Below are 13,250 nucleotides of genomic sequence, written 5' to 3'. Positions count from 1 at the left end.
TCCATCCGTCCATTCAGAGCCAGGAGCCCCGATGCAACGCCGAACCTTTGTCCACAGGTCCACCCTCGCAGCCTTCACCGCCATCGCCGCAGCCAGCACCCTGCTGGCCGCCCCCGTGGCGGCCCAGGGCACTTGGCCCACGGGCAAGGCCATCAGCTACATGGTGCCGTTTGCCGCAGGCGGCACCACCGACACGCTGGCGCGCCTGATCGGCCAGCAGCTGGGCACGGCGCTGGGCACCACCGTGGTGGTGGAGAACAAGGGTGGGGCCGCAGGCAGCATTGGCTCGGAGGCCGCAGCGCGCTCGGCCCCTGACGGCTACACGCTGCTGGGGGGCACCGTCAGCTCGCATGCCATCAACATCAGCCTGTACCCCAAGCTGGGCTACGACCCCATCAAGTCGTTCAGCCCCGTCACGCTGATCGGCACCAACCCTGTGGTGCTGGTGGTGGCCGCCAACAGCCCCCACAAAACCATCAAAGACGTGCTGGCCGCCGCGCGCGGCAAAGAGGGCGGGCTGTCATCGGCATCGGCAGGCACGGGCAGTTCGCAGCATTTGGCGGTGGAGCTGCTGGGCTACAAGTCGGGCGTCAAGTTCACGCATGTGCCCTACAAGGGCAGCGGCCCGGCCATTCAGGACGTGATCAGCGGGCAGGTGGACATGATGTTTGACACCACCGTGGTGGCTTCGCCGCACATCCAAAGCGGCAAGCTGCGCGCCATTGCCGTGACATCGCCCAAGCGCCTGGCCTCCATGCCCGATGTGCCCACCGTGGCCGAGTCGGGCGTGGCCGAGCTCAAGGATTTTCAGGTGCAGTCCTGGCAAGCCATCTTTGTGCCCGCAGGCACCCCCACGCCGGTGGTGACGCGTTTGCACGACGAGATCCGCAAGATCCTGGCCCAGCCCGACATGCAAAAGCGCTTGACCGGCTTTGGCATGGAGCCCGCTGACCTGAGCGTGGCGCAGATTTCTGCCTTTCAAAAGGCCGAGGTGGACAAGTGGGCCCAGGTGATCAAGGCGGCCAACATCAAGGTCGATTGACCCAGGGCAGGTGGGGTGTGGCAGAGTAGGCGCCCTGCGTGCTTTCTCTTCCCGAGGGCTCTCAAAAACACCAAACCGTTCATGCTGAGCTTGTTGAAGCGCTGCACAAGGCTTCGACAAGCCGGTCCTGAGCCTGTCGAAGGGCCCAGCCCGAACGGTGTGGACTCGGACGAGCGGAGCGCGAATCTGTATCAACGTCCCACCCTGCATGACATCCCCTCAGCCACCGCACCAAACACCGCCCCACGGTCAGCCTCCTGACCCGCTTCAGGCACCGCTTTCTCCACCCACTGCCTTTAGCCCCTGGGCTGTGCTGTGGGTGTTTTTGCGTCTGGGGCTCACCTCGTTTGGCGGGCCGGTGGCGCACCTGGGCTACTTTCGCGACGAACTGGTGGTGCGCCGCCGCTGGCTGGATGAGCACAGCTATGCCGATCTGGTGGCGCTGTGTCAGTTCTTGCCCGGCCCGGCCAGCAGCCAGGTGGGCATGGCGCTGGGCTTGATGCGCAGCGGCTGGCTCGGGGCGCTGGCAGCCTGGGTGGGCTTTACGCTGCCCTCGGCCTTGGTGCTGGCGGCGCTGGGGCTGGGGTTCTCGTCGACCGGGGCGGGCTTGCCTGCCGGGCTGGTGCAGGGGCTCAAGGTGGTGGCGGTGGCCGTGGTGGCCCAGGCCGTGTGGGGCATGGCGCGCAGCCTGTGCACCAGCGCCGGGCGTATGGCCTTGATGGGCGCGGCCTGCGCCATCACCCTGTGGCAGCCCGGTGTGGCCGGGCAGATGGGGGCCATGCTGGGCGCTGCCCTGGTGGGGTGGTGGGCCTGGGGCCGTGGCCCAGCAGTGCCGCCTGCCATGGCTGCTGATGATGTCTGGGCCTTGCCGTATTCGCGCAGGGCAGGGCTGGCCCTGCTGGCCGTGTTTGCAGTCCTGCTGGTGGCGCTGCCCTGGTGGGTGCAGGCCAGCGCAGCAGGTGCAACCACTGCAACGAACGCGGCGAATGTGGTTACGGGCTGGGCCGTGCTGGATGCTTTTTACCGCGCCGGGGCGCTGGTGTTTGGCGGCGGCCACGTCGTGCTGCCACTGCTGCAGTCGGCCGTGGTGCCCACGGGCTGGGTGGCGGGCGATGCCTTCTTGGCAGGCTATGGTGCCGCGCAGGCGGTGCCTGGGCCGCTGTTCACGTTTGCTGCCTTTTTGGGGGCCGCCATGGCGCCGGGCTGGGCGGGGGCGGGCTTTGCGGTGATGGCCGTTTTGGGCATATTTCTGCCCGCGTTTTTGCTGGTGGCCGGTGCCTTGCCCTGGTGGGCGCAACTGCGCCAGCGGGCCGGTGCGCGTGGCCTGCTGGCGGGGGTGAATGCGGCGGTGGTGGGCCTGCTGCTGGCAGCGCTGTGGCACCCCGTGGCCAGCAGTGCCTTGCATGGCCCTGCCGATGTGGCCCTGGCCGCCATCGCCCTGGCGGCACTGCTGTGGTGGCGCGTGCCACCGTGGGCCGTGGTGCTGGCCACCGCACTGGCCGGGTGGGGCTGGCAGAGCGTGGTGGCAGGCTGAGGGGTTTGGATTTGATGTTGAATTGGCCTCTAGCGCTTGCTGAATAAGCGCTAGCAGCTATCAAAATGCTAGTATTTGGGCGATTCTGCCCAGCGGCCCGGTTCTCGGGCATTCATTGGTTCTGCTTTCGCGTGCTGCTTTGAACTCTCCTGTCATCTCCTCACTCGTCCCCGTCGTGCTCTTCATCGCCATCGGCTTTTTGACGGGGCGCCAGGGCTGGATTCGCAGCAGCGCCGTCAAAGACCTGTCCAACTTGGTCTTCATGGTGCTGTCGCCCGCGCTGCTGTTTCGCACCATGAGCACCGTGCACATCGAAGACCTCAACTTTGGCCCCGTGGCCATCTACTTTGCCGCCTTCATCGCCCTGTATGGCGCCACCATGGCGCTGCAGGGCTTCAATCGCCTGGGCGCCGCCCGTGCGCTGGCTAACACGTTCAGCAACACCTTGATGATTGGTGTGCCGCTGGTGGGCCTGGTGTTTGGCGATGCGGGGCTGGTCACGCTGTTCACGCTGATTTCGGTGCACTCGCTCATCTTGCTGACGGCCGCCACCGTGGTGTTTGAACTGGCCGCCGCCCGCGAGCACGCGGGCCAGTCTGACGCCACACCGCCACCCATGTGGCGCACCGTGCTGCAGGCCGTGCGCAACGGCGTATTGCACCCCGTGCCGCTGCCCATCGTGGTGGGGCTGTTGTTCGCGCAGACCGGGTTGACCCTGCCCGCCGTGGTCGACAAGCCCTTGCAACTGCTCGGCCAGGCCCTGGGCCCGCTGGCCTTGCTGCTGGTGGGGGTCACCCTGGTCTTCACTCCCGTGGGGCACCACTTCAAAGCCGCACTGCGCATTGCCGTGGCCAAGTGCATCGTTCACCCCCTGCTGCTGGCAGCCATGGGCTGGGCACTGGGCCTGTCAGGCCTGCCCCTGGCCGTGATGATCGTGGCCGCATCGCTACCCGTGGGGGCCAATGTGTTTTTGTTTGCCCAGCGCTACGAGGTGGCGCAGGATGAAGTCACGGCCAGCGTGGCGGTATCGACGGTGCTGGCTTTGGTGACGATGCCGGTGGTGATTTTGTTGACTACGCGGTATGTGGTGTGAGGTTGCGGGCGCTGGAGGTCGGCGTGCATTGGGTCAGCGCGAATTGAGCGTTCGCTATAAGCAGAGTTGGGCTGCCGTTCAGGGCCCCTAGCGAGCCGTCAAGCTTTCCGCCCAAGTATGGGGTGATGCCCAGAAGTCAAAGCCAGGAGGTAATGCGTCAATTGACAGACCGTAATGACTGCTCGGCTTCGTCAGTTAACCCATGACACGGCCATCAGGCGCTTTCCGGTAGCGCCGACCAATGTAATTTTTGAAGGGGCGAATGGCGTTCTCAGTGTCACCGATAATGTGCACCATGGCTTGAGCGGCCACCTTGGAGTTGAGTTCAAACACAGTGGTTTCATCGACCTCATTCTTGCCTGATATAAACCTTTCAGAATCGCAGATGATGTAAGCGACTCTCGGCGAGATCGGGTAATAAAAGTCAGCATGCTCAGGAACGGAAAAAACTGTCTCTGAAACACATGAGTGCACATTAATGACAGGCTGGTCAGATGTGATGAAAGGCACGCTAGTGTTATTCACCAATATCGCATGCCTAGCGTTGTGGCGATCCAAATACAAGCTTACCCCGATATTCATTCCGAACATGTAACTCAGAAACCACCAGACGTGCGCCATTGCATCCGCTGCTTCAATTTCCAGTGCATTGCTCCGAGGTTGAACCGCGAGTATGCAGTCTCGAAACGTCTTCGTGCGAGAGATCTGGTGACCGAAGAATGCAATGAAGTCGATCACGTGCTGTTTGTCCTGGAGCACATCAAATCTCTCATCAGCCAACGCATCCAACACTGGAAGCGCCATCTTTTCGTGGGATGCGTGAAGGTTTTCCAGTCGATTGCACTTCATCGCTTGGAGATGCAGCTCAATTTCCTGATTCCGAATGTCAGACTTACCGTAAGCAGCCTCAGCCTGCTGAATTCTCAGGAAGTCATTGAGATACGACATGTGCTGTTGTTGGAGATGGTCGGGGCTTTTTCGGGAAAAAATCTTAATCACTTCGACATGAATTCTTGTAAGCACAGTGGTCTTGTAGAAATAGTCGTCAACAACAATGGAACGCACACTGTCGTGAGCAATCTTCCCATTCTTCGTGGTGTAGAAAACATTCTTCGTGCCGCTACCCCATCGGGCTAGGTAATTGGCCCAGACGTAATGGTGGTGCTTCTTGACTTCGAGGTCTTTGGGCGACAGGGACTTCATTCAGTTAGGTGCTTGCTCGCTGCGGCTGATCCTAAATGCAGACCACTATTCAACCGATTTCTCCGCTTAATGTGAATCCACTGGCGAGATTCTTCTCCATCCCACTGGAGCCATGGGCATCTCGAATAAAACCGTTGCGATCGTACCAAGACATCAGTTTGACGTCGTTGATGAACTCTTGGTCGAGAGAGCGCGCTGTAAGACGCAGCGTTTCGCAAGCAGAATCACGAGCTACAGTTTCTGCCAGCCACAAAAGCTGGGTACCAATGCCCATGGCTCTGAATTTCTCTAGCACGTATATCTCGTACACGAATCCCAAAGAAGTTTTGGGGAAATGCTCGAAGATCAAGAGCCCCGCCTCCATACCGTCGATCAGGGCAACAAACTCCCTGGTTCCAGGTCGCTTGCCTCTTTCCACTCGCTCCCGAAGCAACTGATGGTTTACCGCGTGTGTCTCTTCTATTTCGACAGAATTCATGCCTACCTCCACAGTCGAGCTTGCCCTTGAATGAGAAAGTACAAAGTGCCTTAACGATTCAGAAATTGGGGGAGTGTCCGATCATTGCCGCCTCATCCCTGGCACGGCGAGCGGCAGGTTATGGCCGCCTTCAGCCGTTGACGGTTCCGGCTGAACTAACCCCCAACAACTGATGCAAATGCGTACTGCTCGTCGTGTACTGCAGCACCACAGGCTTGCCGCTCAGCGCTTCTGCAGCCGCAAAGGCGGCCAGGGTGGCTTCGTGAAAGCCGCACAGGATGAGCTTGCGCTTGCCGGGGTAGGTGATGATGTCGCCCACGGCGTAGATGCCGGGCGCGCTGGTGCGGAAGGTGGCGGTGTCTACCACCAGTTGTTTGCGTTCCATGGCCAGGCCCCAGTCGGCGATGGGGCCCAGGCGGGGGGAGACGCCCAGAGCGACGACCAGCACATCGACGGGCACGGTTTGCTCAGTGCCCTCGGGCGTCAGGGTGTGCAGGGCGGTCAGGCGCTCGCTGTCGTGGTTGATGCTGGTGTCGCGGGCGATGCCGGTGATTTGGCCCACCACCACTTCAATGCGCCCGGCGTCACGCAGGGCTTGTAGCTGGGCCAGTTGCTCGGGCGGGGCGTTGAATACATCGCGGCGGTGCAGCAGCACTACGCTGGCGGGGGAGGCATCAGTAGCCGTGGCGGCTTGGATGGCGCAGGCCACAGCGGCGTCGTCACCACCATGCACCACTAGGCGCTGGCCTTGCAGCGTGGCGGCCGGGGGCAGGTGCTGGTAAAAAAGCTGTGTGCCCGCAAAGGCCTCGATGCCTTCGACCTTGAGTGCCTTGGGCACAAACGCGCCCACGCCTGCGGCAATAAACACGGCGCGTGCCAGCAGCTGGGTGCCTTGCTGGGTAGCGACGGCAATGCGCCCATCGGGCTGCGGCTGTAGTGCAGCAACCTGGGTGCCCAGGTGCCATTGGGGTTGGAAGGGGGCAATTTGCTGGGCGAGCCGCGCGGCCAGCTCATGGCCGGTGCACACGGGTATGCCCGGAATGTCGTAAATGGGTTTGTCGCCGTACAGCTCTACGCACTGGCCGCCCGCGTAGGGCAGGGCGTCGATGATGTGGGCGGCCAGACCTTGCAGGCCCAGCTGGAACACCTGGAACAGGCCCACGGGGCCTGCACCGATGACGACAGCATCGGTTTCTTGAATCATGGCTGTCTTGCCCTGCGCACGGAGCGTAGCCATAAGCTGCGTTCAGCGCGAAAGAAGCGTTCGGGCTGAAACCGTTCGGGCTGAGTGTGTCGAAGCCCTGTGCAGCGCTTCGACAGGCTCAGCGTGAACGGTTGGGGAAGGATCACTTGACCAGGTCAGCGATCTTGCCTGGCGTGCCGTTCCACTGGTCGGCGTCGGGCAGTGCGGGCTTGCGCTTGGTGATGCTCTTCCAGCCGTCTGCAAAGGCCAGGTCGGCGTTGAGCTTGATGAAGGCCACTTGATCGGCGGGCAGGTCTTCTTCGGCAAAAATGGCGTTGGCGGGGCACTCGGGGATGCACACGGCGCAGTCGATGCATTCATCGGGATCGATGACAAGCATGTTCGGGCCTTCGCGGAAGCAGTCCACGGGGCAAACGTCCACACAATCGGTGTACTTGCACTTGATGCAGTTTTCGGAAACGACGTGGGTCATGGCTGGAAATTGTGTGGGGTCGGTCGGTGAAAACCCGCGATTTTAAGGCCTTCACCCACCATCAGTAACAGGGTCCCTGAGTCCGCAAGGGGGACTCAGGGCATTTTCAAGGCGGTTTTGTTGCGCTGGGTCAGTTCACCAGCACCGCGCCAGCGGTCTTGTGGCTGGCGGTGTCCACCAGGATCAGCGAGCCCAGCACGCGGGCTTTGCCGAAAGCGGCGGCCGGAATCGCCTCTTGCAGCAGCAGCTCCACATGGCCGATGGCGTTGGGGTCCAGCTGCGTGGCGGCTTCTTCGGCCAGCGTGTTGATGTTGAGCTTGTGCACCACGGCTTTCACCTTGGCCTTGACCCAGCGGTGGCCATGCAGCGCCCAGTACACGCGGCCTGCGACTAGCGGTTCGTCGTCCATCCAGGCCACGGTGGTGCGCAGCTCGCGGCTGGCAGGCCACGCTGGCACGGCCGCTGGGGTGTCGCCAAAGTCGTCGTCGGCCGGGGCTGTTGCGGCGGTGGGCGCGGCCAGAATCCAGTCGCCACGCGATACGTCCACCTCGCGGTCGAGGATGATGCCGGCGCTGGTGCCAGCGGGCACGTCCTTGGGGCGGCGGGCGTGGTCCAGCACCTGGGCGACCGTGGCCAACTGGCCGCTGGGGAAGATTTGCACGGGGGTGCCGGGCGCCACGTTGCCCGAGGCCACACGGCCCCAGAACACGCGGCGGCCCTGGGAGGTGTCGGACGACGAGGACGAGGATTTCTCGACCCACTGCACCGGGAAGGCCAGAGGCAGCGCTGTGTCGGCGGGCGTGTTGGGCAGCGCTTCAAGCACCTGCAGCAGCGTGGGGCCTTGGTAGCCGCACCAGCCTGCGTTGGCGTCTACCACGTTCCAGCCCTTGAGGGCCGACACGGGCACGGTGGCGCGCACGGCAATGCCTGCGGCCTGGGCAAAGCGGGCCAGCGCGCCCTGGATGTGCTTCCAGGCCAAGGCCGGGTCTGCCACGGCGTCGAGCTTGTTCACGGCAAACACCAGCGAGTGCACGCGCAGCAAATGGGCCAGCAGGCTGTGGCGGCGGGTTTGGGGTAGCAGGGCCAGCTCGGGGTTTTGCCAGTCGAGCTTGGTGGCATCGACCAGCACCACGGCGGCGTCGGCACTGCTGGCGGCGGTGACCATGTTGCGGGTGTACTGCTCATGGCCGGGCGCGTCGCCAATGATGAACTTGCGCGTCTCGGTGGCGAAGTAGCGGTAGGCCACGTCGATGGTGATGCCTTGCTCGCGCTCGGCAGACAGACCATCGGTTAGCAGCGCCAGGTCGGTCTCGCCACCGCGCTGCACGCCCGCCAGGTGGTCTTGCAGCACGGCCTTGCTGTCCACCAGCAGGCGGCCGATCAGCGTGCTCTTGCCATCGTCCACGCTGCCGCAGGTGATGAACTTGAGGGCGGAAATATGGCCATTTTGGCCTCCAGCGATTGCTGGCTGTGCGCTGGCAGCTATTGAATTGATAGTGGTCATCAGAAATACCCGTCCTTCTTGCGCTTCTCCATTGAAGCGTCCGATGTCTTGTCGTCCATGCGCGTGGCGCCGCGTTCGCTCACGTCGGCGGCCAGGGTTTCGATCACGATGTCGGCTGGGGTGGCCGCCGTGCTTTCCACGGGCGCAGTGCAGGTGATGTCGCCCACGGTGCGAAAGCGCACGTCGCGGGTTTCCACGACCTCGCCGTCGCGTGGCGGTGTGAGTTCGGTCACGGGCATCAGCAGGCCCTTGCGGTCCACCACCTGGCGCTTGTGCGTGTAGTAAATGCTGGGCAGGGCGATCTGCTCGCGGTCGATGTACTGCCACACATCGAGCTCGGTCCAGTTGCTGATGGGGAACACGCGGAAGTGCTCGCCGGGCTGCAGGCGGGTGTTGAACAGCGTCCACAGCTCAGGGCGCTGGGCCTTGGGCTGCCATTGGCCAAAGCTGTCGCGGTGGCTGAAGATGCGCTCCTTGGCGCGGGCCTTTTCTTCGTCGCGGCGGGCGCCGCCGATCAGTGCGTCAAAGCGGAATTCTTCGATCGCTTCGAGCAGCGTGACGGACTGGTGCACGTTGCGCGACTCACCCGGGTGGGCCAAGCGCACCGTGCCGCGCGCCATCGAATCCTCGACGTTGCGCACGATGAGTTCGGCACCGAGTTCCTTGGCGCGGAAGTCACGGAAATCCGTCACTTCGGTGAAGTTGTGGCCCGTGTCGATCATCAAGAGCGGGTACGGAATGCCGCCACCACTGGCCTTAGTGCCAAAAGCCTTTTCGGCGCACTTGAGCATGACGAGCGAATCCTTGCCGCCCGAAAACAGCAGGGCGGGGCGCTCGAAGGCGGCGGCGACTTCGCGCAGGATGAAGATGGTTTCTTCTTCCAGGGCGTCGAGGTGCGAGTTGTTGAGGTGGTAGCTCATGTTGTTGTTTTGCAGCTGGGCTGCATCGGTGCGGGCGTTCATGGTCGGTGCTGCAGTGGAGTCAGTGGGCCAGATGCAAACCGCACTCGCGGTTGTCTTCGCCCTTGGTGGGGTCCACGTAGTCAAAGTTGTTGGGCAGGCCGTGTTTGACGCAGTACTCGTGCAGGTCTTTGGACGACCAGTGCAGCAGCGGTGCCACTTTGATGAGGCCATCAGGGTTGATGCTGACGGGGTCCATCTGGGCACGCACCGCAGTGTCGGTGGCGCGCAGGGCCGTGAACCACACCTTGGGCGCGGTCTCGCGCAGGGCGCGGGCAAAAGGCTCCAGCTTCACTTCTTCCGTAAAGGCTGCGTGGCGTGGGTCGTCCAGCGCGGGCGTAGCGCCTTCCACAGCCTCGCGGTGCGCACGCGAGCGGCGCGGCAGGTAAATCTGCAGCTTCAGGCCCAGCTGCTTCGTCACCTCGTCGGCAAAGCGGTAGGTGGCTTCGGTGTTGTAGCCGTTGTCCATCCACACCACGGGCACATCAGGGTTGACCTGCGTGACCATGTGCAGGATCACTGCCTCGAAGGGGCGGAAATTGGTGGTGACGATGGCGGGCTGGCCCAGCCCCAGCGCCCAGCCCACCAGGTCTGGGGCGTTGCGGCCGAGGTCGGCGTTGATGCGTGCGAGATCGATTTGGCTCATGGTGCGGGGCTTGGGGTTTGGGTTCTCAGGCGGCGGCGCGGTGGGCAAACAGCGGCTGGGGGTTCACGGCGTCGCCCTGGTAGAAGCCAGGGAACAGCTCAAACTGGCGCTGGGCATCGGCGGCATCCACCCCCTCGGCCAGCACCGCACTGCTAAAGCCCGTGCGCTGCATCTGCACCAGCTGGTCGATCAGTACATCGCCTGTGGCGCGGATTTCGCCCGCAAAGCCACGGCGGCGGCGCAGCAAGAAGGCCTGGCTGAACGCGCGGCCATCGGTGAAGTTGGGGAAATGCAGGTCCACACGTTCCACGCCATCGAGCGGCAGGGCTGTGGCGTCGGCATCGTTGGCCAGCGCCACCACGCGGGCGTCGCCTTCCGCCGGGGGCTGGTGTTCGTGGGATGCGAGAAGTTTCAGGTTCATCATCGTTCGGAGATCAGTGGCAGGGCGGCCTCAGGCCGTAGCCAGGGTTTCGTCTTTGTGGCGGGCGAGCTTTGCGGCTTCCTTGAACGGGTCCAGGCCGGTGCGGCGCACGGTGTTCTGGAAGGTCTCGCCGCTTTCGCGCAGGTCGCGGTAGGTGCCGAGCACGGCCTCGATCACGTCGGGCACTTCGGCCGCCGAGAACGAGGGGCCGATCACCTTGCCTGCCACGGCAGCGCCCGACAGGTCCGAACCATCGGAGCCTCCCAGCGTGACCTGGTACCACTCCTTGCCGTCCTTATCCACACCCAGGATGCCGATGTGGCCGCTGTGGTGGTGGCCGCAGCTGTTGATGCAGCCGCTGATGTGCAGGTCGATCTCGCCGATGTCGTCCAGCTCGTCCAGGTCTTGGTAGCGCTGGGTGATGGCCTCGGCAATGGGCAGCGAGCGGGCGTTGGCCAGCGCGCAGAAGTCGCCACCGGGGCAGGCGATCATGTCGGTGAGCAGCTGCACGTTGGCGCTGGCCAGGCCCAGGGCCTTGGCTTCTTGCCACAGGTCAAACAGGCGGCTGGCGTGCACCCAGGGCAGCAGCACGTTCTGGTCGTGCGTCACGCGGGCTTCGCCAGCGGAGTATTTGTCCACCAGGTTGGCCAGTGCGATGAGCTGGTCGCTGGTGGCGTCGCCGGGCGACTGGCCGGGGCGCTTGAACGACAGCGTGACGGCGCGCAGTTGTGGGTTTTGGTGCGCGTGCACGTTGCGCTGCAGCCAGCGGCCAAACATCACATGCTCTGCCGCCTGCGCGTCCAGCGAGGCCTGCAGGGCAGCGGGGGGCACGTCGGCAATGTCTGCCAGCTTGGGTGTCACAAAGCAGGCGGCCACGCGGTCAAACTCGGCCTGGGGAATGGTGTGCGGGCCACCGTCGATCTCCAGGATCTGGCGGTACTCTTCTTCCACGTCGTCGATGTACTGCTGGCCTTCGGCCTTCACCAAAATCTTGATGCGGGCCTTGTACTTGTTGTCGCGGCGGCCGTGCTCGTTGTACACGCGCACGATGGCCTCGATGTAATTCATGATCTGGTTCCAGGGCAGGAACTCGCGGATCACGGTGCCAATCACTGGCGTGCGGCCCATGCCTCCGCCCACAAACACCTTGAAGCCAATCTCGCCAGCGTCGTTCTTGAGCAGGTGCAGGCCCACGTCGTGCCAGCCGGTGGCGGCGCGGTCGTCCTTGGCGCCGCTGATGGCGATCTTGAACTTGCGGGGCAGGAAGGCGAACTCGGGGTGCAGCGTGGTCCACTGGCGGATGATTTCCGCATAGGGGCGCGGGTCCACGATCTCATCCACGGCAATGCCTGCCAGGGCGTCGGTGGTGGTGTTGCGGATGCAGTTGCCGCTGGTCTGGATGCCGTGCAGTTGCACGCTGGCCAGCAGGTCCATCACGTCCGCGCTTTTGGACAGCGGAATCCAGTTGAACTGCACATTGGTGCGGGTGGTGAAGTGGGCGCAGTTCTTGGGCAAGAAGGTGGTGCCCAGCTTGCCCTGGCCTTCCATGGCGGCCTTGAAGACGGCGGCTTCGGGTTCGTCGTATTCGCGGGCAATTTGGGCCAGCACGCGCAGCTGGCGGCTGGCGATTTCGCCGTAGGGCACGGCCACGCGCAGCATGGGTGCGTAGCGCTGCACATACCAGCCGTTTTGCAGGCGCAGGGGGCGGAAGTTGTCTTCCGACAGCTTGCCGGTTTGCCAGCGCGTGAGCTGGTCACGGAATTGCCGTGCCCGCTGTTGCACAAATTGTTGGTCGAATTCTGTGTATTGGTACATCGTGGTCAGTGCAGTTCAGTGCGTGCAACTCAAATCAAGATCAGTTTGAAGCCCGCCCAGGCGAGCAACAGCGAGAGGGCAGAGCGAATCAGCCGCTCAGGTGTGCGGGTGACCAGGCGCGAACCCAGCCAGATGCCCGGCAGCGAGCCAGCCAGCAATTGTGCAAGCAAAGGCCAATCGACCGAGCCCAGCGACGCGTGTCCCAGACCGGCCACGAGGGTCAATGGCACGGCGTAGGCGATGTCGGCGCCAATGATGCGCGGCAAGGGCAGCATGGGGTAGACCAGCAGCAGCACGGTGACGCCAATGGCGCCCGCGCCCACCGAGGTGAAGGTGACCAGCGTGCCGATCACGGCACCCATCAGGATGGGCAGGCTCCAGTGGCGGGGGCGCGTGGGGTCGCCAGTGTGGTTCTTGCGGGCTGCGGCTTCGGCCGCCTGGCGCTGGGCAGAAAAGGCCACGGCCTTGTAGAGCGTGGCCGCAGCCGTCAGCAGCAGGGCAAAGCCCAAGGTGGTGGTCATGATGCGCTGGGCCGTGCCGCTGGCGGGGCCCAGCACCTGCAAAGCCCACAGCGCCAGCAGCGCGGCTGGAATGCTGCCTGCGCACAGTTGGCCCACCACTTTCCAGGGCACCAGCCGCTGGCGGGCCAGGCTCACGGTGCCACCCATCTTGGTGAAAGCGGCAAACAGCAAATCGGTGCCCACGGCCATGTGGGGCTTGATGCCAAAGAAGAAGATCAGGATGGGTGTCATCAGCGAGCCGCCGCCCACACCCGTGAGCCCGACGATCAGGCCCACTGCAAACCCCGCAAAGACAAACGCCAATTCATGCATGGCCGCGAATGTAGAGGGGCGGCTTATGGATGCAAACTATTGTTTT

At 63.5% G+C, this 13,250-nt stretch carries 13 protein-coding genes; 3 read left to right on the top strand and 10 right to left on the bottom strand.

Annotated elements, in window-relative coordinates; genetic code table 11:
* Nucleotides 1–31 precede the first annotated feature (31 nt).
* The 3 genes from CLU88_RS04610 (at nucleotide 32) to CLU88_RS04600 (ending at nucleotide 3,669) form a co-directional block, all read left to right on the top strand.
* A complete protein-coding gene (locus CLU88_RS04610; RefSeq protein ID WP_099655580.1) occupies nucleotides 32–1,042 on the top strand; it encodes a tripartite tricarboxylate transporter substrate binding protein in 1,011 nt (336 codons plus the stop codon).
* A 208-nt stretch (nucleotides 1,043–1,250) separates the two neighbouring features.
* The gene (chrA, locus tag CLU88_RS04605) at nucleotides 1,251–2,576 is read left to right on the top strand and encodes a chromate efflux transporter (protein WP_099655579.1); all 1,326 of its coding nucleotides are present in this window, start codon (nucleotides 1,251–1,253) and stop codon (nucleotides 2,574–2,576) included.
* A 139-nt stretch (nucleotides 2,577–2,715) separates the two neighbouring features.
* Entirely contained in the window at nucleotides 2,716–3,669 is a 954-nt protein-coding gene (locus CLU88_RS04600; protein WP_099655578.1) for an AEC family transporter, read from the top strand.
* 195 nt (nucleotides 3,670–3,864) lie between these two features.
* Here the strand turns inward: CLU88_RS04600 and CLU88_RS04595 are convergent, their stop codons facing one another.
* From CLU88_RS04595 to CLU88_RS04550, 10 genes are all read right to left on the bottom strand, one after another.
* A complete protein-coding gene (locus tag CLU88_RS04595; RefSeq protein WP_199173421.1) occupies nucleotides 3,865–4,872 on the bottom strand; it encodes a DUF4238 domain-containing protein in 1,008 nt (335 codons plus the stop codon).
* A 49-nt stretch (nucleotides 4,873–4,921) separates the two neighbouring features.
* Nucleotides 4,922–5,350 (bottom strand): GNAT family N-acetyltransferase, encoded by a 429-nt coding sequence (locus CLU88_RS04590; protein WP_099655577.1) that lies wholly within the window; start codon nucleotides 5,348–5,350, stop codon nucleotides 4,922–4,924.
* Between the two features lie 130 nt (nucleotides 5,351–5,480).
* Nucleotides 5,481–6,554, bottom strand: coding sequence for an NAD(P)/FAD-dependent oxidoreductase (locus CLU88_RS04585; protein ID WP_099658650.1), 1,074 nt, complete (start codon nucleotides 6,552–6,554; stop codon nucleotides 5,481–5,483).
* Between the two features lie 142 nt (nucleotides 6,555–6,696).
* Nucleotides 6,697–7,026 (bottom strand): ferredoxin FdxA, encoded by a 330-nt coding sequence (gene fdxA / locus CLU88_RS04580; RefSeq protein ID WP_099655576.1) that lies wholly within the window; start codon nucleotides 7,024–7,026, stop codon nucleotides 6,697–6,699.
* Between the two features lie 130 nt (nucleotides 7,027–7,156).
* The gene (locus CLU88_RS04575) at nucleotides 7,157–8,530 is read right to left on the bottom strand and encodes a sulfate adenylyltransferase subunit 1 (RefSeq protein ID WP_099655575.1); all 1,374 of its coding nucleotides are present in this window, start codon (nucleotides 8,528–8,530) and stop codon (nucleotides 7,157–7,159) included.
* Nucleotides 8,530–9,492 carry a sulfate adenylyltransferase subunit CysD gene (cysD, locus tag CLU88_RS04570; RefSeq protein WP_099655574.1) on the bottom strand — a complete coding sequence of 321 codons (963 nt, stop codon included), beginning with the start codon at nucleotides 9,490–9,492 and terminating at the stop codon, nucleotides 8,530–8,532. Before cysD ends, CLU88_RS04575 begins: the two co-directional genes overlap by 1 nt.
* A 19-nt stretch (nucleotides 9,493–9,511) precedes the next feature.
* Nucleotides 9,512–10,135 carry a phosphoadenosine phosphosulfate reductase family protein gene (locus CLU88_RS04565; RefSeq protein WP_099658649.1) on the bottom strand — a complete coding sequence of 208 codons (624 nt, stop codon included), beginning with the start codon at nucleotides 10,133–10,135 and terminating at the stop codon, nucleotides 9,512–9,514.
* A 25-nt stretch (nucleotides 10,136–10,160) separates the two neighbouring features.
* A complete protein-coding gene (locus CLU88_RS04560; RefSeq protein WP_099658648.1) occupies nucleotides 10,161–10,550 on the bottom strand; it encodes a DUF934 domain-containing protein in 390 nt (129 codons plus the stop codon).
* Between the two features lie 36 nt (nucleotides 10,551–10,586).
* Nucleotides 10,587–12,371, bottom strand: coding sequence for a nitrite/sulfite reductase (locus CLU88_RS04555; protein ID WP_099655573.1), 1,785 nt, complete (start codon nucleotides 12,369–12,371; stop codon nucleotides 10,587–10,589).
* A gap of 29 nt (nucleotides 12,372–12,400) precedes the next feature.
* Nucleotides 12,401–13,204, bottom strand: a complete 804-nt coding sequence (locus tag CLU88_RS04550) for a sulfite exporter TauE/SafE family protein (protein ID WP_099655572.1) — start codon at nucleotides 13,202–13,204, stop codon at nucleotides 12,401–12,403.
* Nucleotides 13,205–13,250: the final 46 nt, after the last annotated feature.

This window comes from Acidovorax sp. 56, assembly GCF_002749705.1.
In the GTDB taxonomy this organism is placed as follows: Bacteria; Pseudomonadota; Gammaproteobacteria; order Burkholderiales; family Burkholderiaceae_C; genus Acidovorax.
This window is presented reverse-complemented; position numbering and strand designations above follow the sequence as displayed.

Excerpts from the sequence above, each read along its gene's own strand:
- CLU88_RS04610 (WP_099655580.1), top strand. The coding sequence starts at position 32 with ATGCAACGCCGAACCTTTGTCCACAGGTCCACCCTCGCAGCCTTCACC.
- chrA (WP_099655579.1), top strand. The coding sequence starts at position 1,251 with ATGACATCCCCTCAGCCACCGCACCAAACACCGCCCCACGGTCAGCCT.
- CLU88_RS04595 (WP_199173421.1), bottom strand. The coding sequence starts at position 4,872 with ATGAAGTCCCTGTCGCCCAAAGACCTCGAAGTCAAGAAGCACCACCAT.
- CLU88_RS04590 (WP_099655577.1), bottom strand. The coding sequence starts at position 5,350 with ATGAATTCTGTCGAAATAGAAGAGACACACGCGGTAAACCATCAGTTG.
- CLU88_RS04585 (WP_099658650.1), bottom strand. The coding sequence starts at position 6,554 with ATGATTCAAGAAACCGATGCTGTCGTCATCGGTGCAGGCCCCGTGGGC.
- fdxA (WP_099655576.1), bottom strand. The coding sequence starts at position 7,026 with ATGACCCACGTCGTTTCCGAAAACTGCATCAAGTGCAAGTACACCGAT.
- CLU88_RS04575 (WP_099655575.1), bottom strand. The coding sequence starts at position 8,530 with ATGACCACTATCAATTCAATAGCTGCCAGCGCACAGCCAGCAATCGCT.
- cysD (WP_099655574.1), bottom strand. The coding sequence starts at position 9,492 with ATGAACGCCCGCACCGATGCAGCCCAGCTGCAAAACAACAACATGAGC.
- CLU88_RS04565 (WP_099658649.1), bottom strand. The coding sequence starts at position 10,135 with ATGAGCCAAATCGATCTCGCACGCATCAACGCCGACCTCGGCCGCAAC.
- CLU88_RS04555 (WP_099655573.1), bottom strand. The coding sequence starts at position 12,371 with ATGTACCAATACACAGAATTCGACCAACAATTTGTGCAACAGCGGGCA.
- CLU88_RS04550 (WP_099655572.1), bottom strand. The coding sequence starts at position 13,204 with ATGCATGAATTGGCGTTTGTCTTTGCGGGGTTTGCAGTGGGCCTGATC.